Source organism: Peribacillus sp. QJM3NY_7, assembly GCF_056173225.1.
The window spans coordinates 5283490-5302156 of the sequence record NZ_CM149663.1; the positions used below are offsets into that span (position 1 = coordinate 5283490).

Here is an 18667-nt window from a genome sequence, read left to right on the forward strand (position 1 = left end):
CGTTAACTCAAGTTATGGCGAAGTTTGCGGGCATTACTCACGAGTTTAATGCATTTACTCGTGAGTTTGGGGCATTTACTCGTGAGTTTACTCCTTTTACTCGTGAGTTTGGTGCGTATACTCGTGAATCCGTGCTTTACTCGTGATTTTGCAGCATTTACTCGTGAGTTTACTCCTTTTACTCGTGAGTTTGGGGCATTTACTCGTGAGTTTCCGCCTTTTACTCGTGAGTTTGGGGCATTTACTCGTGAGTTTCCGCCTTTTACTCGTGAATTTGTTCCGTATACTCGTGCGTTTGATGAAGAGTCATGATGTCAAAAAAAGACGCCATGATTGGCGTCCTGCTCATTCATTTTTTTATATGTTTTTTTAATACATACCCAATTTGGCTTCCCTTTTTCACTTTGTACCACTCATCTTGTTGCGCCAAGATCGTTACAGATTGGTCCCTGTATAGATTCCCAACCGTTTCAGAAGATGCATTTCTATTTTCTTTAATATATAATTCGCTTGCTGTCACTATTCCCGTCGTCTTCCTGATCGAGATTTTCGTTGAAATGGTTTTCTGATTGTCACTCTTATCCTTAGCTGAGATTGTCACCGTAAATATGCCGCTGGACATATTTTTGAAATCCCATGTTGCGGATTGCCTGCCTTTACTGAACGGCCTTTCAGAAAGGATACCGACAACCTTCCCTTTACTGTTCTTGATTTCCACTGTTACATTAGCGTTTTCATTAATTATATATGTTATGTTCGCTTTTTCGGTACTATAGTCACCCGATGTTTTGACTTCGGTGATTTTCGGTGCCGACGTATCTTTACTGATCTTAATCGGCATTGTTGCCAAACCTTCATTCCCGTTGCGGTCCATTGCTGATATTTCTGCTTTATATGTACCGTTACTCACCGCTTTTGTGTTCCAGATTGCTGAATGGGTACCCTTTTTCATTGTTTGGTCACGGACTGGGGTAGCTATGGATTTCCCTTTACCATCTTTAATCGTAAGTGTAACCACAGTATTTTCTTTTAGGGAGTATGTGATTCCAACCTCATCATTGACATGATCCGTTTGCGCTTTCATGCTTACTGAATTCGGTTCTGACTTGGCGACAAGATCCGTTTTATATCCAGTGCCTGGTCCATATTCCCTTTCTATAGTTGTGTCAGGATAATAAAATCCCAAAATATCTAGATAGGATTGTCCTGCTTCCGCTCTGTTTTTCGCCCCAAACTGACTTAGCCCGACACCATGCCCATATCCTGATCCTTTAATAGAAATTTTAGAGTGATCGGAGGATGAATGGTCAACCAGATAGCTTTTCATCACCTCTTGCCCCACCATGCCCCTGATTTTGGAAGCTGATACATTAGTAAGCCTAACCGTTTGCGGCAGAAGCTTTCCCCGGTCATCAACGAGGTCCCTTACATAGAAATTCAATTGGATGGAGCCTTTCGTTACACGGCCTCCCGTTTTCTCATCTGAAAATGTTAACAAGGGAATCTCCGTTATTTTAATATCTTTCTGCGCATATCCATTATTCTTCAGCCAAGCCTTAAGCTTCGGCACAACCGTTTTATCTTTTTCCTCTACACTTGTCCACCATTCTTCCGGTTTAGCTAAGTCCATTTTTGAAAGGTCGATTTGCTGCTTGTCCAGCGTTATCTCCCAACTGGTTTTCGGATCATAGAAATCTTCTTTTATAGATAAATATGCAAGGGGGTTGCCACTTGACCAAACATTTGAATTCGATTCGGTCATTCCTCCATTGCTTGAGGAAAAGAACGCTTCGATTATTTCGCCATCATGCTTGATTACCATGCCCTTCGTCTGCTCAATGGCTGAATTAGTTCGATAGTGACCGGCAGCCCCGCCATATACTTGGTAAGAAACCGTATCATCAATTATTGTGGATTGATGGCGAAGTGCATAGGTCCGGGCGGCAATCGCCTGTGCTTTTAAGGCTTCGGAGTGCCATAGTGCAGGCATCTCCAGCGGTACGACGCCCTTTAGGTAATCTTCCATATAAACAGTATTGATCGGACGGATGTAACCGTCCTCCGCTGTAAATGAAAATGAGCCTTGGTACGGACGGCCGTTTATGGATAATGAAGAATCAGGTTTAACTGGTATTACCTTAAAAGAAGCATAAGATCCCTTTTTCTTAGATCCTTTGTATACGGCAAGTTTAGCCGACTCCACTTTCAAAGTCAGATTTTCCCCCGCCTTTATGAATATCTCTCCCCTTGATGTACGGTAGTCCCCGGTTGCCGTTATTTCGGCACTGGTTCTATTGCCCAAATAATTCTTCAGTTTCACTTCCATCGTTGAGTTTTCTTCTGCTGCCGTCGCTTCATGAGAAGGAAATGCAAAAAAAGTGATAAAGAAAGCGATAAACAAATACTTTAATCTTTTCATTCCTTTTCATCCTCATTCCCATTCTATTCATCTTTCAAGGATTTTTGAATTAATCCCATTCAATCCATCGGCATGTGGTAACATAACGGCCTGGATGATGTCACTCTGTAAACATCATGGTTTCAGGACGTCCCTAGTATACTAGCAAGTTATTGAACTCCCTTTTTACATTCTGTATGCACGATTCATTCTCCTTCAAATCCAGCTTCATTGCCGCCACAAATTAGAATCCACAACCAAAATAAAGCAGGACATGGAAGAAGCCAATGTCCTGCTTTTTAATGTTAAATGCTTGCCCAGTTCTGATGGGTGACTTTTTTCTTTACTTTAAATACTTCTTCAACACCGGTTTCATTTGGTCAACAACGACATGGCTGCCGCCTCGTCCTTTTACATCTTCCATCATCCATGCCATGAGAAGTTCCGGGTCTTCTGTGTCCATGGCAACAAACCAGCCGTTTTCTGTTCCGTCCGCGTTTTTGGATGCCTTGATTTCAGCAGTTCCCGTTTTGGCAGCGATTTTGATGCCAAGATCAGCTATTCCATGTCCGCTTCCCTTAGGATGCTCCACCACTTGTGTCAACATCTTGGTGACCTGATTCGCTTGGTCTGCTGATATCGCATTTTCTTTCCATATTTTCATTTCTATTTTATCTCCAGTTATTAAGAAAGGTGCAGGAATGTTTCCTTCATTCAAGAAGGCTGAATAGGTCATGGCGAGGTGGAGCGTGCTCATTTGAACTTGCGCTTGACCATATCCGGCATCTGCCAATCTTCCCTCACTGTCGATCTTGCCAATGCTCGATGCTTTGATCGGATAATCATAATTCAAAGACTCATCAAATCCGAAAGCCTTGAGTCCATTCGTGAATTTTTCCTTTCCAAGCCCGAGAGCTTTTTGGGCAAAGTAAATGTTGTCTGAATAAATTAATGCCTTCTCCATATCGATTGGAACTCCAGGGTCCGAAACCCTTGTAATGGAATGATCTTTCCATGTCGATTTGGCCCACGTTTTCCCTTGGATATTGATCGACTCTTTCGGATCCACACCATTTTCCAAGGCGATCGCCGCAGTGAGGGCCTTAATGGTTGAACCAGGTGCAAACGTCGAACTGAAGCGGTTCAGAAGTGGTTTTTTCGGGTCTTCTTCAAGCGCTTTTTGTTCTGCTTTCGTTATTCCGAAAATATATTTATTAGGATCGAATGACGGACTTGAAACAAGTGCAAGCGTTTCGCCTGTCTTCGGATCAATTGCCGATGCCGATCCAGTTTCGTTCTTATATTGCTTGAAGATATCCTTTTGAAGCTCGGCGTCGATGGTCAATATAATTGTTTCTCCCTCTTCAGCAGGCTTTTCAGCAATCACCTTTTCTTCGCCATCTTCGGTTTTAATGAAGATTTTACCGCCAGGTTTGCCTTTAAGCCGCGCTTCCAACACTTCCTCAAGACCTCGCTTGCCAATAACATCACTTGCGGTATATCCTTTTCCTTTCAATTTCTCCAGGTCCTCGGCCGATGCCTCACCGACATATCCGATTAGGTGGGCAGTGGCCTCTTTATACGGATATATGCGCTCTTCCGTATTATTGACAGATACCCCGGCAATGCTCAATAGCTTTTCCAAAGTTGCGCTATTATCATTTGACATTTTCTTGATGGGCACGAAATAGCTTGGCTTTACCCATGTTTGTTTTAATTTCTGATTCACTTCGTCAGTGGACATGTTGAGGATTCCAGCGACCTTTTTAACTGTTTCGGATTCGTTGGCCATTTTCTCTGGCACGATTCCCACTTCTGCCACCGTTCCATTCATGGCGAGGCCGCGTTCATTTCGATCGACAATTTCCCCGCGAATGGCTGGATACGATTCAACCGATACCTTCTCACCAGCTTCCAATTGAGGGAATATGTAGCTCTCATCCCACTCGATGTACCAATTTTCTTCCTCGCCTTCCCCTTCCTTGACAAGTGTCGCTTTATGGTCAGAGCTGACTGCGCCCGCCATAGTGGACATATCAACGGTATATGCAAGGCTTACCTTTTCTCCATCTTTATGATTTTTTTCTTCTTTTGGCTGTTTATAGTCCACCTTTAATTGGTCGGCTTCAATGCCCGTATAGATTTTTTCATAACGCTTCTCAAATTCATCCGCACTGATTTCTTTCCTTGTCTCAGGTGACAGATACTCGTACATCTTCGTAAAATCTTGTTTATTCCAAAGCTTCGTGTATGCCGCAAAGCGCTCTTCCGGACTTGGCTCGTCCGAGCAACCGGCCAGGAACAATACGCTCATCAACAATAAGCTGGAAACTAAAGCTAGTTTCTTCATGATTTCCTCCTAATGAATAGTTAGAGTGATATACCTATAGTTTAGCAAAATATTAGGGGAATGGGGGATTTCGTATGCCGAATTTCTTCATTTTTCTAATTTAACCATGTTTTTTCTAAAACAAAAGTCCTGTACATCGTGTACAGGACTTTAAAGCATTCTTTTTTTTCGGCTTTTTTTCTCTTGCAGCCATTTTTTCAGGAAGAAAAAGCCCAGGATGGCTGAAATGATGAGTCCGCTTGTCGTTACAATGACAGCTATCCATTCGTATAAGGTGTAATCCATATACGCTTTCCATGGTAATTTCCCTTTCCAATCTTCAATGTATAGATTCATTCCGAATATACCGGAGACCACCGTATAAATCGTTAGTATTTGCAAAAGATAATTACTGCTTTTCCCAGACAGTTTATCCTGATTTTGATAAAGGTAGGAAAGTGTTTCCTTCACTTCTCTGTAGAGAGGGGCAATCCTGAAGGTTTCATCCGTTTTTTTGAAAAGCTCTTTACCGATTGCCGTACTATTCACTTCAGTGAATAAGTACTTTGCAGAAAACTGAGTGATCATGAAAATCAGCTGTTCTGTATCCGATTGATCTTTTTCCACATCAATCTGGGAATGTTCATGAGCCAATTTAAGCAGTACGATCTTATAATAGAAGAAAAGCAACAATGTATAAAAATGCTGGCCGTACATTTGACTTGCCAGTTCTTGTTCCAGTTTACCTGTCGCTTTCGTGACACACGCGAAATGATACATGCTAGTTACATAATAGGTTTCCTTGCCCCACCTGTCATATACCCTTTCTTGATAATACTTTTCTATATAATCAGGGTTTAATGCGCCTATATATGGCTCACCATCATTGTCATACCCGTTCAGCTCACTGATCCGGAATAAATCATTTTTAGAAATATCACGATTCTCAGGGAATGCCGTATAACTGATCACATACATTCTTTCATCGATGAAAAAGGGCAAACTCCCAAAATAGGTCGGATCCGCTTGTTCCTCATCTATATATTCCTCAATAGGCGGCAACAGTTCATTGAAGATGAAATCCTTCACCTGTTCATACTGATTTTCACGGCAGCCAACTTTCGTTTTTTCTTCATCATCAGCAATCGGTTCGAGGATTCTAAATGTATCGCCAAAATAGAGCACATCATTATGTGAAAGCCCTTCAGGTAAAGTAACACGTAGATTCATCATGCCAATATGAAATGGGCATATGAAAATATCTATAGAGTTAATAATAAATGGGGTATTTAGATAGGGTGATTCGAAGGTACAATCAATATCCAGTTTTTTCGTGAAACGCCGCAAGCCTTCCTTCTGTTTTGCATGACCCGGAAATAAAATCGGCTCGATGTATGGCATGAAATACTTTTCCAATTTACGGTGCGAAACTTTATGGCCGCCGTAAAATTGATTTTGTTGTTCCATATCTTTCAAGTTCAAAAAAACGAAATTGTCCTCAAGCAATTTTCCCACAAACTTTTCAATCATTTTTCCTTCAAGCGTAAATGGAAAAATGAACTGCTGGAAAGTTCGCTTCGTGGGATCATTCTTCACTTTCACATCCATAAAATATATTCCTCCGATTAAACTGCTATAAACACAGGTTTAATTCATCTTGTTTCTTATATTTACCCATGTATATACAAACAAAACGAAACATAATATAGAAATAAAGTGGACAAATTATCCAAAAAACAAAAAGATCCCCCAAGCAAGTGCTCGGGGGCCATCGAAAAGAGTTCTTCAACCCTCTTCACTTTAGGGTACTAGAAACTGATGTTTCTAATGAAAAATCCGATATTCGGACCATTTTAGCATTTTTTTTAAGTATGATAAAACTCGAAATTCTCCCATATTTAGGCTTTACCACTTATTATCATCTAATTAATCCTTATATGCAGGGATTGACAGATGAAAATATAACTATAGGAATAATTACGTGATCTATTGGCTCATTATTCTTATCCCTTTATGAGGAAATCACGTTTTAATTAAAAAAAAATGGGTAAATAAAAAATACAAAGGAGAGACATCATGAAATCCGATAGAATTAAACAACACTTTAAATTTTTTGAAAGAGCAAATAACGCTAAACCAAGTGAAAGGAAACAATTGAGCGATTTCATCAAAAAGAAAATGAATGCTCAAAACACTCATTTAAATGGTAAAAACTCATGACATATGGGATGTCATGAGTTTTTATCGTTTAAAATGCGATTTCATTTCCCTGAAGGTTATGCTTCACACATTTTTTGATACCGATTACATTCAAAAAATGTTTAATTTTCTTCATTGAGGTTGCCTGATATTCATCCGCAATGGAAAACTCTTTAATATAGGCGATTTTTTCTTGTACATCTGTATCTATATGATCTTGGCTGTATTCTTTTTCATCTGATTTTTGGCAAGTGTACACCACAGCTTCACCAATATTCCTTGTTGCCTTATCAAAATAAAAAGAAAACACAATGGCACATTCATCATCGTAAAAAGAGGGTTGAACTTTCATATTAATATCAATCATTAACCTTACACCTCTCTCCGTTTTGTTATTTACACTATAACAAAATCATTAAAAGGAAATAGGCGTTACAAACTACCCTCACGTTTCTTCCACGCCTACCAAATGGACCTTACTCTCCCCATTCATAGATAATTATAACTACAGGAATATGCGCAAAAGAATAATCATTCAAAAATGATAATAAAAAAACATCTTCAATTGAAGATGCTTGAATCAGTAATAGTAAGCTTCATTTACTTATTTATATAAACCTGGAAGTTCTGCGTAAAGGCCTGGTAATTCGCTTGGGACAATAACAAAAGCAGCGATGATAAGAAAAGATACGACTAATGCTTTAGTACTTTTTTTCATAGGTCATTCCTCCTTTTCTTTTAAAAAAATATTGGTTAAAATAGAAATAAATTCTATAGTTATATTTAACCACACTTCTTAAAACCATATATTTCGACTAAAGAATCTATTTAAACCGTTCAGGACCTGTACATACCGCTTTCACCGATTTTTCATAACAAAATATAACTCTAGGCATATTTTAAGGAGAATCAAAATGGATTTTTTTGCAGTTGGACAAAAGATCAAAGAACTACGTAAACAAATCGGGCTTTCCCAGGAAGAGTTGGCAACCGGTATTTGTACACAAGCACAGATCAGTAAGATTGAAAAGGGCGATGTCTATCCATATGCATCCACTCTTTATTTAATTTCCCAACGTTTAGGCGTTGATGTAAACTATTTTTTCGATATTGGAATGACCCCTAGGCTGGATTACGTGGAAGAAGTGATTTATCAATTAAAAATAGCCAGAAGAACCCGAAATTATGAGGAAATGCAGCAAATTGTAAAGGCTGAGGAAAACAGTCCCCTCTTTCTTCAGAATAAAAAGAATCATCAATTGATTCTTTGGCACAAGGGAATATACGAATATGAAAAAAATAAAGATTTAGATAAAGCCATCGATTTCATTAATCAGGCCATAGCCATTACTCATACGACAGACAAAATTTATTCGGAACGGGAGCTTGAAATCTTAAGCAGCCTTGGTGTAATGTATGTTGCCGAAGAACAGTACGAAAATGCATTCGCCTTGTTACGGAAAGCTTTAGATCACTTGAAAGCCCTGCCCTTTTTGACGGATAAAACGCTTAAGACACGTCTATCCTATAACTTCGGCAGAGTGTTAACACGCCTGGTCCGATACGAAGAGTCCATTGCCTGCTGCCAAGATGCCATAAAGTGGTGCCTCGAACACGACCAATTATATGCTTTAGCGGATTTGCATTACCATTTAGGGTATAATTTTGAACTCGTAGGTAACTTTGAAGAGGCAAAAGAGTACTTGGAAAAGTCAGCGTTTCTATTCAATTTACAAAAAAATCATACCTTTGTTACATTCATCAACAAAAAGTTGGACAGTTGGAAGAATGAAATGAAAGTTAACTAATTTCATATTTTAGAGCCATTCCCGCTGGAATGGCTCTTCCCATTAACCAAGAATATGCATAATCTCACACTCATCATTTTCAAAACCTCTATTCTACATTTTAAATTCCAAGCCAAAATGAAGTATAATAAAGAGATGCTTCAAAAAAAGCACATTAAAAAAGGGTTCCGGCCCCTCATCCCTTAGTTTTGTGAAGCTAATGAGGATGAAGGATTCCAGGCATGTTCATCGTGAATGCCGGTTATTCCTGTTTATATCCGAACTGCTTATATTCAAGCGGATTTTTGACGATATTGACTTTTACAGGGTATTTATGAATATAACGGCAAGAAGCAGTGATTAAATTGAATAGAACGTAAAGAGAATGGTTCCGGCATTCAATCATATTACACAAAGCCGGGATGGGAATTACGAAAAGTTAAGAACTGATGGTTCATGATCATACAAAAATATATAACTAGGGCTGGTCCCTGAAGGAGGAGAGTATGGAGCGGGAGTTGTTGTTAGTTGGGGAGCGGCTGGCGGAATTTTTGGAGGCCGGGGATCCGGAAGATTCGGATGTGGTGAATCAAGGGCTCCAGTTATACCGTCAGGGGCTCGTTGATATTAAAGAAGAAGCGGTAGATACGATTGCGGCTGAGGTACAGGAAGAGACACGATTTAAGGCCAGGCTGAATCTGCTCTCCCCACAGGATGGAAGCTGTACATGTGATTCAAGGTTCATTTGCCGGCATCAAATGGCCGTTTTCTTTTCTGCATATTCCGAACACGCTAGTGTTTCCGAATGGCTGGGCGATTGGAAAGCACCTAAAAACGCCTCAGCCGCCCAAGCACTTCAGCAGGTGAAACCGGCAAGTGAATTACTTAAACAGGCGGCGGGTAGATCCATCACCTTAGATAAAAGCTATCCATCATGGAAGCAATTCGTGAATGATGCCTTTGCGGAACATGTCGAGCCCCATATAGGCGAGGCTAATTACATGATTGAAAATCATATACAAACTTACTTTAAACGCCTTAGCTCAAAAGCTCCAATGGAAAGGGAATGGAAGTTGCTTTATCATTTCGTTACGCAATTTTGCACAATGCAGCAGACACTGAGAATGATTCAGCTGCATAAAAGTGAGACGCAAACGATCAGGGTCTTTTATGCACTTGCCGTCGACTTGGCAGAAGATCTGCATGAAACGGTACAGCCGCTAAGCAGGCAAGCGCGGCCCTTCGCCTTTGACCCCTTCGTTTTCAGCATCAAGGAAGATGTAGCTAAACTGCTGGATGGAGGGGAAGGCCTCGAATATGAAAAGATCGACCTCTACCGGGAGATATGGAGCTACTTATTCTCCAACTCCTCATGGCGTAAAGAGGAACTTGAACGAATCAATAAAGAACTTCCCGAGAAGTATATGGGCACCACTGAGAGGACGTCCTATACCCTCGCAGCCATTCACCTATCCCTTTTGGAAAACCATGATAAACAAGCGATTGAGCTTCTACTTGAATTGAAGAAGGATGCCTGTCCATACATTTTTTATTGGCTGAATCTCCTGGCTGAATCTGAAAACCGGGCACGGGCCATTCCTTTCATTGAATTCATCAATAATAATGTTCAGGAATTCCTTGCCGGTCTATCCGATTATTATAAACGGGTAGATTTCGTCCGGACCTTTACGACTTTAATTAACAGTTGCTGTTATAAATTAAAACGAACTGATTTGCTTGAGAAATTTTACAGGGCCACCCTTCCGCACAGCTATTGGAACTATGCAAATTTCCTTTTTGAACAAGGACAATACAAAAAATGGGTGGAGATGCATATTTACTCGGAAATCAGCATTGACTTAATCAGCAGTGAATCCATCAAAGAAGTGGTATCAAAAGAACCGGAACTAATCCTTCCCCTTTATTATCATGCGGTCCAGGAAAAAGTTTCTTTGAAAAACAGGCCTGCTTATAAGCAAGCTGTCCGTTATTTGAAAAGGATGCGCACCATCTATAAAAAGAGCAAAAAGGAAGACGTATTCGAACGGTATATACTTTATGTAGCAGATTCGACCAAACGGCTTCGCGCTTTCCAAGAAGAATTAAAAAGGGGTAAGCTTATCGATGTTTAATCCAGGGAAATTAAAAATCAAAATAGCCGCTCTCGAAAACGGAACTTACGCCCTTGGTGTCGTCAATGAAGAGAATACCTTCCTCACCACGAATCATATACGCAGGCTGTTATTCAACTGGGATGACGCAAGCTTTTATGGAACTAAAATGACTACGGATATAGTGGATGGAAATCAAGTATTCATTCTTGACGCTTGGGGACTTCTCAACTTTTTTGCGAGGGAAAGCTTTAACTCCTTCATAGAATGGGAATGGTCCGAAATATCCTCCCTTTGCCTGTCAGCAGCGCCCGTTCTTCATGAATCCATAGAAGCTGGGATCCCCGTACCGGATTTCACTAATCTTCAATTGGACTCCATCGGCTGGAAACTGCCGGAAGAAGTGGAAGAGGAATTCGTCCCGTCCTTTTGGGAAGAAGAAATATCTTTGGATCTTCCTTCACCTGAACCGGAAACCAACCGTACTTTTATCGAAAAGTGGTATAACGGTGCCGCTAACATGTATTTAAAAAACTATTCACCCATGCAGCATAAATGGAGTGAAGCCGTCGGGGCGTTAAAGGATACACGACTTTCCCCCGAAGAATTACAGGCCTTTTTTGACAAAGACAGCTGGCAGGAATGGCTCGGTACCCAGCCCGACCCAAAACCATTCACCATAGGTCTCCGTTTAACTGAGCCTCCTGAGGGTAATGGGCCTTGGATACTCGATGTTACCCTTCGTTCCAAAAGGGATGAGAATATCATTGAAACATATACAGGAAAAAAACTGCCGCGGGGCTGGAACAAGTATGCAAGTGATGTGGTTCGGGCCACGAAACGCTGGCAACTCGTCGTGCCATGGCTTGGGGAGAATGGCCGTCTGAAAAGGGAGATTTCGGAAACGGACGCATGGGAGTTCTTGACCGATGCCAGTGAAAAGCTCCTGTTTCTTGGCGTCGAAATTCTCCTTCCATCGTGGTGGCTTGCCTTGAAGGAATCCTCATTGAAGGTCAAGGCGAAAGTGAAGAGCCAATCGAATCGTGGCCAGTCTTATGTAGGGTTAAAAGCTTTGATGGACTTTGATTGGCGATTCTCATTAAATGGCAAAGAGCTCACTGAGGCGGAGTTCGAGGAGCTCGTCAATGAAAAAAGGCGGCTTGTCTTCATCCGCGGCCAATGGGTCAAGCTTGACCCAGCTTTCATTAAACAAATTCAGGAGCTTATGGAAACAGCCAATGAAAAAGGCATCCAACTGACTGACTTACTGCAGCAGGAACTGTTGAATGGCGTAAATGAAGATGGCGATGACGATTCTGAAAACGATGAAATGCTTCGGATTCAATTTGAATTGAACCAGGAGCTCCGTAAAATGGTGGGAAGGCTCAGGGAAACCAAGAACATATCCGTCCTGCCCGTCCCTAATGCACTTCAAGGAGATTTACGCCCCTATCAAAAACTGGGCATGAGCTGGCTCCTTTTTTTAAGGGAGCATGGTTTTGGTGCTTGTCTAGCCGACGATATGGGACTTGGAAAAACAGTCCAGATGATTGCCTACCTGCTTCATGTGAAAGGCAAAGAAGGAGCTGGTGATGAGCTGCCCGCTGCGCACAGGGACGAACAAAAGAGTGAACCGATCATCGTCGAAGAGGATCGCGGCACAGAGAGCAGTGATGAGGCTGAGGTCATTGCCACTGCCCCTGAATCCGTCTCTGTTCAATCGGCGCTCATCGTCTGCCCGACATCGGTCCTTGGCAACTGGCAAAAGGAATTGGAAAAATTCGCACCTTCACTTAAAGTTCACCTTCACTATGGATCGAATCGTGCTAAAGGTGAAGCATTTACTAAACTGGCAGCCGAACATGATATTGTCTTAACATCATATGGACTGACCCACCAAGATGTGGCTGAACTGACCTCGATCCACTGGAGCAGCGTTATCCTTGATGAAGCACAAAACATCAAGAATGCCCAAACGAAGCAATCCAAGGCGGTCCGAAAGCTAAATGGCAGACATCATATCGCCTTATCGGGTACGCCGATGGAAAACCGTTTAAGTGAGCTATGGGCGATTTTCGACTTCATCAACAAAGGTTATCTCGGAACGCTAGGTCAGTTTCAGGAAAAATATGTGGCGACCATTGAGCGTGATGAACAAAAGGATAAAATCAAGGAATTGCAGCGTTTGATACAGCCATTTTTGCTTCGCCGTACAAAACGCGATAAGGAAGTCGCTCTTAATCTTCCGGATAAGCAAGAACAAAAGGAATTCGTACCGCTTACCACCGAGCAAGCATCGTTGTATGAACAACTGATTAAAGATACATTCACTGATATCGAACAACTGTCTGCCTTTGAAAGAAAAGGCATCATCCTCCAGATGCTGAATAAGCTAAAGCAACTATGCAACCATCCAGCTCTTTACTTAAAAGAGACGGAAAAGGAAAACATCATGAAGGCACCTAACCGATCAGGCAAACTCGAGAAGCTGACCGAGCTTATCGATGCGGTCCGCGAACAGGATGAAAGCTGTCTCATTTTCACACAATATATCGGGATGGGCAATATGATTAAAGAATTGCTGGAAAAACGATATGGCTTTGAAGTGCCATTCCTGAACGGGAGTGCGAACAAGAAGCAGCGTGATGAAATGATCACCCGATTCCAAGATGGGGAATTCCCTATTTTCATACTCTCATTGAAAGCAGGCGGCACGGGTCTTAATCTTACAGAAGCAAACCACGTGATTCACTATGATCGCTGGTGGAACCCAGCTGTTGAAAATCAAGCAACCGACCGTGCTTACCGAATTGGTCAACAGCGTTTCGTTCACGTTCATAAGCTAATCTGCACAGGGACCCTGGAAGAAAAAATCGACCAGATGCTTGATAAAAAGCAAGCCTTGAACGACGAAATCATCAGCAGTGACAACTGGATCACTGAACTTTCCACAGAGGAAATCAAGGACTTGGTCGCTCTTCAATAACCAGATTTCACGATATGAAGATGATTGAGGGCAAAAAAAGGGAGAATGCATATATGATATGCATTCCCCTTTTTTTATACATAGACGTCCTATTATACATGGCATCGTTTGGTTCGAAAACGTTTATCTGATTCAAAAAAGCGACTTCACCATATAGAGGGCTGTGATCCAAATGATAATTGCAGAAATTTTATTTAATATTCCAAGGAATTTTCCAGATGTATCAACCTTTTTCAGCAATCTTCCCGCAAGACATAATCCGTGGAACCAGCACCATGACACAAAGATGCACGTCATGGTGAAAATCATTTTATCTTTTCCTGAATAAACAAGTGAGCTCGAACCGATTACACCTATCGTATCCAGGATTGCATGCGGATTCAGTAATGATACGGATAGAGCAAATACAATTTGTTTTTTTGTCGACATCTGCATGGATTGGACACCTGACTGTGAGTTTGATTTGGCAAACCAAATCTGAAAGCCCATATACAATAAAAATATAACGCCGATTATGATTAATGTAAGGCGCAACCAATCGGATTGCATGACAATCAACGATACACCTAAAATAGCTAACAGAATGAGCACCGTATCACAAATTGCAGCCGTGATCGTTGCTGGCAATGCTTTTTTTATTGTAGGTTGGATTGCTCCTTGATTAAAAATGAAAACATTTTGCACTCCCAATGGAAGTATCAGCCCTAATGCCAATAATAATCCATGAAAAAATGGCCCCATATGAATACCCCCTTCCTTCATATTCAGTATAATGAATTAAACAAAGGAATTGACCATCCAATTGGTTGGTCTTCAAACCAACCACTTTATAATGAATATAGAACATGAAAGGAGTGGTTTTCGTATGTTTATCGAATGGGGGCCAAACCGGTCTTCCGCGCAATCACTTCACCAACAAATAGTAGATTGGATCAAACAACAAATTACACGGGGGGAATGGCCAGTTGGCACTAAGCTTCCATCACAACGCTCATTGGCCGACTCATTTGGCGTAAACCGAAGTACCATCATCACAGCCATAGATGAGTTGATTGCAGACGGATTATTGGAAACTAAGCTTGGTTCTGGCACATTCGTTTCCAATAATACATGGAATGTGCTCGTCTCCAGCAAACAGCCCGACTGGAAAAACTATGTCCGGAATGGCCTTCATGAACCTAATTTAAAAACGATTCAGGATATTAATCAGTATGAAACGGACACTGCCATCATCAGACTAGGCACTGGTGAATTATCTCCAGCTCTATTGCCTACAAAGCAAATCGAAAAGACGTTGCGCTCCACCTCCTTTGATGCACACTCATTAGGATATTCCGAACCCAAGGGTGACAAGAGACTTCGCCAATGTATAAGTGTTTATTTAGAAACAAAAGGGATCAACGCAAGTCCCAGCTCCCTCATGGTCGTTTCTGGCGGGCTTCAGGCCCTCCAGTTGATTTCAGTTGGTTTACTTCAAAAGGGATCGATGATTTTACATGAGTCCCCTTCCTATTTAAATTCCGTCCACCCTTTTCAATCTGCGGGCATGCATTTAGTAGGTTTATCAAAACAAGGACGTGAAAGTATCCCGACACAAATGAAGCGCATCAATGGACGGAAGAAAGCGTCACTGTTTTATACTGTCCCAACGTTTAACAATCCAACGAATACTACATGGTCAAAAGAAGAAAGACTTAACCTCCTATCATTATGCAAAAAAGAGCAGATCCCGATTATTGAAGATGACGTATATAGTGATTTGTGGTTTTGTGAGGAACCGCCGCCGCCATTAAAATCCCTTGATGCAGATGGCCTTGTATTGCACATTGGCAGCATGTCCAAAACTTTAAGCCCAGGATTGCGCATCGGCTGGATTGCTGGCCCCATAACTGTGATTGAGCGTTTAGCGGACATCAAAATGCAAATGGATTACGGTTCCAGTGCACTTTCCCAACACCTAGTGGCAGAATGGTTAGCAAATGGTCAATATTCAAAACATATAGAGTGGCTAAGGCAAGAGTTGATGGAACGCAGGGATTTTACATTAACTCTTCTCAATCAACATTTTAAAGGGCTGGCCGAATGGCAAATACCTCAAGGCGGATTTTATATATGGCTTAAATTATGTAAACCCATCGTGAATCCAAACCTTTTCAAGCAAGCGATAAAGGAAAACATACTTCTTAATCCGGGATACATATACGAACCAAATAACCATATACATATACGGCTTTCATATTCATACGCCTCGGAGGAACAATTAGCTTATGGCATCCAAACCCTTTCAAAGATCATTCGGCGGTTGGTTTGACATCTCCAAGGATAGGAACGCTCATCATGGCGAAACATTAATGGAGCTGCCGTGGCAGCTCCATCCATATCACTTATTGGCAGCTTTCATTTTTACGTTCCGCTCTTTTTGCTGGATGATGAAAAAAGAATGGTGATAGCCATGATTGATCATGATATGATCGAGGATTGCAGTAAGCGCCTCCCCCTTATTCAGCTGATAAGTCTCTGAACTTTCCTCAATGATGATTTTTCCTTGGTGGGGATCATAATTAATAGATGTTTTAGCACCACTTTCAAAAAAAGAAAGGGTTACCTCCTGACATAGAGGAAAATCCTGATAGGGTGAATCTGAGCGGGGATCCTTTTCAAAGGGAGAATGGACGTGCTGAAGTGCATCAAAGAAACTCGTTTTTGTAAGATATGACCTGTCGCTTCCTCTCCTTTCGAATTTCACTGTAATTGCAATACTAGTTACTTTATTGCTAGATTTCTTCTTATAATTCATAGATACCCTCCTTTTAATAAACCCTTTATACCTAATTCTTTTATCCTATTCGATATACCTGCCGGATAATGAAAAAACTTCCTCACCAAGAGATTTCCATATTAACACGGTGAAATTACAGTAAACTACTCCAGCTTCACGAAAAATTCAAAATCCGGATATCTTATTACGCAAAAACGGCCCTCTTGGGTAAGAGGGCTTAGACTATAGAACAACTCGATAATAATTGATTTTGCCTACAGTTTTTTGAGAGTTTGTACAATTGAAACGTTGATTTCCACTCCAGGCACTCGCTTTCCGCGGGCGGTCGGGGAGCCTCCTCGGCTTGCGCCTGCGGGGTCACCCTTAGACACGCTTTTCCCGCAGGAGTCCCGTACCTTTCGTTTCAATCAACTGGTATGTTTTTTTAAAGCATACTGTAGGCTTCGTACAAAAGGAGCTTCGGAATGGATTAACCCGAACCATGAAGAAAGGAAGAATTGTTTATCCTCCATTAATTTTCACCTTTTCATATGAAATGAAATCCTCATTAGATAGAAGAAATCAACTGGAACTTATTAAGAAAAAACTGTAGGCAAACTCGCTTTCTTCGTATTTGTCCACAAAAAACGGCCCTCTTGAATTGAACTATACCCCGGATAACGGACACACATAAAAAAGTGTCCCTTATCCGGGTTTTTTTATGTTTCAATAGATGTAATGAGTATGGACGGAGGGTTTCTATGAGTAAGAATATATATACTGAATTTCAGATTAAAGAACTTGAAAAGAATCCAAATATCATTAGTGCTTCCGAGCGATCTATTTCCTATAGTCCGGAATTTAAGACAAAAGCTGTTAAGGATTATAAAAAGGGGAAATCCCCCTCTCAAATTTTCATTGACCAGGGATTTAATCTCGAAATAATTGGAAAGAAACAACCTAAACGTTGTCTACAGCGCTGGCGTAGTACCTTTGAAAGGTTTGGTGAGGAAGGCTTCCTTACGGAACGCCGTGGAAAAGGAAGTACAGGACGCCCCACTTCTAAGCCACAGTCTGTAGAGGACCAACTTAGGAAGGCCGAGGCGAGAATCAAATTCCTTGAAGCAGAAAATGACTTCCTAAAAAAGCTGGAAGAGCTAGAAAGGCAGGCTCTGAAAAAGAAATGATTCTAACTGTTGCTGAGAAGTTCTATCTAATTGAAAGGACAATCAGAATACACCAATTAAAGAAGGCTGTTTCCTATCTATGCAAGTTGGCTGGTGTAAGTCGAAGTGGCTACTATGATTGGTTAAAGGCAGCTCCTTACCGTGAGCTTCGTGAAGAACAGGATGAATTGGACATAGAATTGATTAGAAATATTTTCATCAGTAAAAAGGAAAAAGTAGGCGCCCTCCAAATCAAAATGATTATGGAGAATGACTACTCAGCGGTAATGAATCATAAAAAAATCAGGCGGTTGATGACAAAATATAATCTCCTAGCGAAAATCAGAAGGGCCAACCCATATCGGAAGATGGCCAAAGCAACCAAGGAGCACCTTACTTGTCCAAACCTCCTTGATCGTGAATTCAATCAGGAGGAGCCAGGCAAGGTCCTGCTTACTGACATTACCTATCTTTATTATGGGAAAGGCCAAAAAGCGTATTTATCCTGCGTAAAAGATGCCGCGACAAAAGAAATCGTTACGTACCATTTATCCACTTCATTAGAAATGGATATCGTTTACGAGACTTTAAGTAAGCTAAAGCAGGCTGTGTGTCACAAGTTCCATCCGAATGCAATCCTTCATTCTGACCAGGGGTTCCATTACACCCATCCGCTATTTCAGCGCAAAGTGAAGGAACTTGGGATAACCCAATCCATGTCCCGCAAGGGAAACTGTTGGGATAATGCGCCAATGGAAAGTTTCTTTGGCCACTTTAAGGATTTGGCAGAATATAAAACATGTACTCATTTAACGGATGTGAAGGAAGAAGTTGATCGAGTTATTGAAGAATATAATGATCATCGTTATCAATGGGGGCTAAAGAAAATGGCCCCGGTACAATACCGGGACCATTTATTAGCCGCTTAGGCAC

At 41.3% G+C, this 18667-nt stretch carries 13 protein-coding genes; 7 read left to right on the plus strand and 6 right to left on the minus strand.

The window, feature by feature from the left end:
- Positions 1-81 precede the first annotated feature (81 nt).
- Positions 82-312 (plus strand): hypothetical protein, encoded by a 231-nt coding sequence (locus tag AC0VX1_RS25585; RefSeq protein WP_475469522.1) that lies wholly within the window; start codon positions 82-84, stop codon positions 310-312.
- 37 nt (positions 313-349) lie between these two features.
- Here the strand turns inward: AC0VX1_RS25585 and AC0VX1_RS25590 are convergent, their stop codons facing one another.
- From AC0VX1_RS25590 to AC0VX1_RS25600, 3 genes are all read right to left on the minus strand, one after another.
- A complete protein-coding gene (locus tag AC0VX1_RS25590) occupies positions 350-2419 on the minus strand; it encodes a SpoIID/LytB domain-containing protein (RefSeq protein WP_475469523.1) in 2070 nt (689 codons plus the stop codon).
- A gap of 322 nt (positions 2420-2741) precedes the next feature.
- Positions 2742-4748, minus strand: coding sequence for a penicillin-binding transpeptidase domain-containing protein (locus AC0VX1_RS25595; protein WP_475469524.1), 2007 nt, complete (start codon positions 4746-4748; stop codon positions 2742-2744).
- A 150-nt stretch (positions 4749-4898) separates the two neighbouring features.
- A complete protein-coding gene (locus AC0VX1_RS25600; protein ID WP_475469525.1) occupies positions 4899-6335 on the minus strand; it encodes a hypothetical protein in 1437 nt (478 codons plus the stop codon).
- Between the two features lie 468 nt (positions 6336-6803).
- Between AC0VX1_RS25600 and AC0VX1_RS25605 the strand changes: the two genes are divergently transcribed.
- Positions 6804-6947: a hypothetical protein gene (locus AC0VX1_RS25605; protein ID WP_413007833.1), complete on the plus strand. Its 144-nt coding sequence runs from the start codon at positions 6804-6806 to the stop codon at positions 6945-6947.
- 28 nt (positions 6948-6975) lie between these two features.
- Here the strand turns inward: AC0VX1_RS25605 and AC0VX1_RS25610 are convergent, their stop codons facing one another.
- The gene (locus AC0VX1_RS25610; protein WP_034315725.1) at positions 6976-7293 is read right to left on the minus strand and encodes a hypothetical protein; all 318 of its coding nucleotides are present in this window, start codon (positions 7291-7293) and stop codon (positions 6976-6978) included.
- 547 nt (positions 7294-7840) lie between these two features.
- Here AC0VX1_RS25610 and AC0VX1_RS25615 point away from each other — a divergent pair.
- The 3 genes from AC0VX1_RS25615 (at position 7841) to AC0VX1_RS25625 (ending at position 13810) form a co-directional block, all read left to right on the plus strand.
- Positions 7841-8734 (plus strand): helix-turn-helix domain-containing protein, encoded by an 894-nt coding sequence (locus AC0VX1_RS25615; protein WP_057278160.1) that lies wholly within the window; start codon positions 7841-7843, stop codon positions 8732-8734.
- A 485-nt stretch (positions 8735-9219) separates the two neighbouring features.
- Positions 9220-10845 carry a hypothetical protein gene (locus tag AC0VX1_RS25620; protein ID WP_475469526.1) on the plus strand — a complete coding sequence of 542 codons (1626 nt, stop codon included), beginning with the start codon at positions 9220-9222 and terminating at the stop codon, positions 10843-10845.
- Entirely contained in the window at positions 10838-13810 is a 2973-nt protein-coding gene (locus AC0VX1_RS25625; RefSeq protein ID WP_475469527.1) for a DEAD/DEAH box helicase, read from the plus strand. The genes AC0VX1_RS25620 and AC0VX1_RS25625 overlap by 8 nt, the downstream gene beginning before the upstream one ends.
- Positions 13811-13942: 132 nt before the next feature.
- Here the strand turns inward: AC0VX1_RS25625 and AC0VX1_RS25630 are convergent, their stop codons facing one another.
- Positions 13943-14551, minus strand: a complete 609-nt coding sequence (locus AC0VX1_RS25630; RefSeq protein WP_413007825.1) for a LysE/ArgO family amino acid transporter — start codon at positions 14549-14551, stop codon at positions 13943-13945.
- 124 nt (positions 14552-14675) lie between these two features.
- Here AC0VX1_RS25630 and AC0VX1_RS25635 point away from each other — a divergent pair, with 124 nt between their 5' ends.
- Positions 14676-16121 (plus strand): aminotransferase-like domain-containing protein, encoded by a 1446-nt coding sequence (locus AC0VX1_RS25635; RefSeq protein WP_475469528.1) that lies wholly within the window; start codon positions 14676-14678, stop codon positions 16119-16121.
- Between the two features lie 69 nt (positions 16122-16190).
- Here the strand turns inward: AC0VX1_RS25635 and AC0VX1_RS25640 are convergent, their stop codons facing one another.
- Positions 16191-16607: a hypothetical protein gene (locus tag AC0VX1_RS25640; protein ID WP_063574662.1), complete on the minus strand. Its 417-nt coding sequence runs from the start codon at positions 16605-16607 to the stop codon at positions 16191-16193.
- Positions 16608-17329: 722 nt separating this feature from the next.
- On the opposite strand from AC0VX1_RS25640, the gene AC0VX1_RS25645 reads away from it, so the two are divergent.
- A protein-coding gene (locus tag AC0VX1_RS25645; protein ID WP_475468889.1) for an IS3 family transposase occupies positions 17330-18663 on the plus strand; the annotation gives its coding sequence in 2 pieces (ribosomal slippage) (positions 17330-17702 and positions 17702-18663; 1335 coding nt in all).
- Positions 18664-18667: the final 4 nt, after the last annotated feature.

Coding starts and splice junctions, on each gene's coding strand:
- AC0VX1_RS25590 (WP_475469523.1), bottom strand. CDS start 2,419: ATGAAAAGATTAAAGTATTTGTTTATCGCTTTCTTTATCACTTTTTTT.
- AC0VX1_RS25595 (WP_475469524.1), bottom strand. CDS start 4,748: ATGAAGAAACTAGCTTTAGTTTCCAGCTTATTGTTGATGAGCGTATTG.
- AC0VX1_RS25600 (WP_475469525.1), bottom strand. CDS start 6,335: ATGGATGTGAAAGTGAAGAATGATCCCACGAAGCGAACTTTCCAGCAG.
- AC0VX1_RS25605 (WP_413007833.1), top strand. CDS start 6,804: ATGAAATCCGATAGAATTAAACAACACTTTAAATTTTTTGAAAGAGCA.
- AC0VX1_RS25610 (WP_034315725.1), bottom strand. CDS start 7,293: ATGATTGATATTAATATGAAAGTTCAACCCTCTTTTTACGATGATGAA.
- AC0VX1_RS25615 (WP_057278160.1), top strand. CDS start 7,841: ATGGATTTTTTTGCAGTTGGACAAAAGATCAAAGAACTACGTAAACAA.
- AC0VX1_RS25620 (WP_475469526.1), top strand. CDS start 9,220: ATGGAGCGGGAGTTGTTGTTAGTTGGGGAGCGGCTGGCGGAATTTTTG.
- AC0VX1_RS25625 (WP_475469527.1), top strand. CDS start 10,838: ATGTTTAATCCAGGGAAATTAAAAATCAAAATAGCCGCTCTCGAAAAC.
- AC0VX1_RS25630 (WP_413007825.1), bottom strand. CDS start 14,551: ATGGGGCCATTTTTTCATGGATTATTATTGGCATTAGGGCTGATACTT.
- AC0VX1_RS25635 (WP_475469528.1), top strand. CDS start 14,676: ATGTTTATCGAATGGGGGCCAAACCGGTCTTCCGCGCAATCACTTCAC.
- AC0VX1_RS25640 (WP_063574662.1), bottom strand. CDS start 16,607: ATGAATTATAAGAAGAAATCTAGCAATAAAGTAACTAGTATTGCAATT.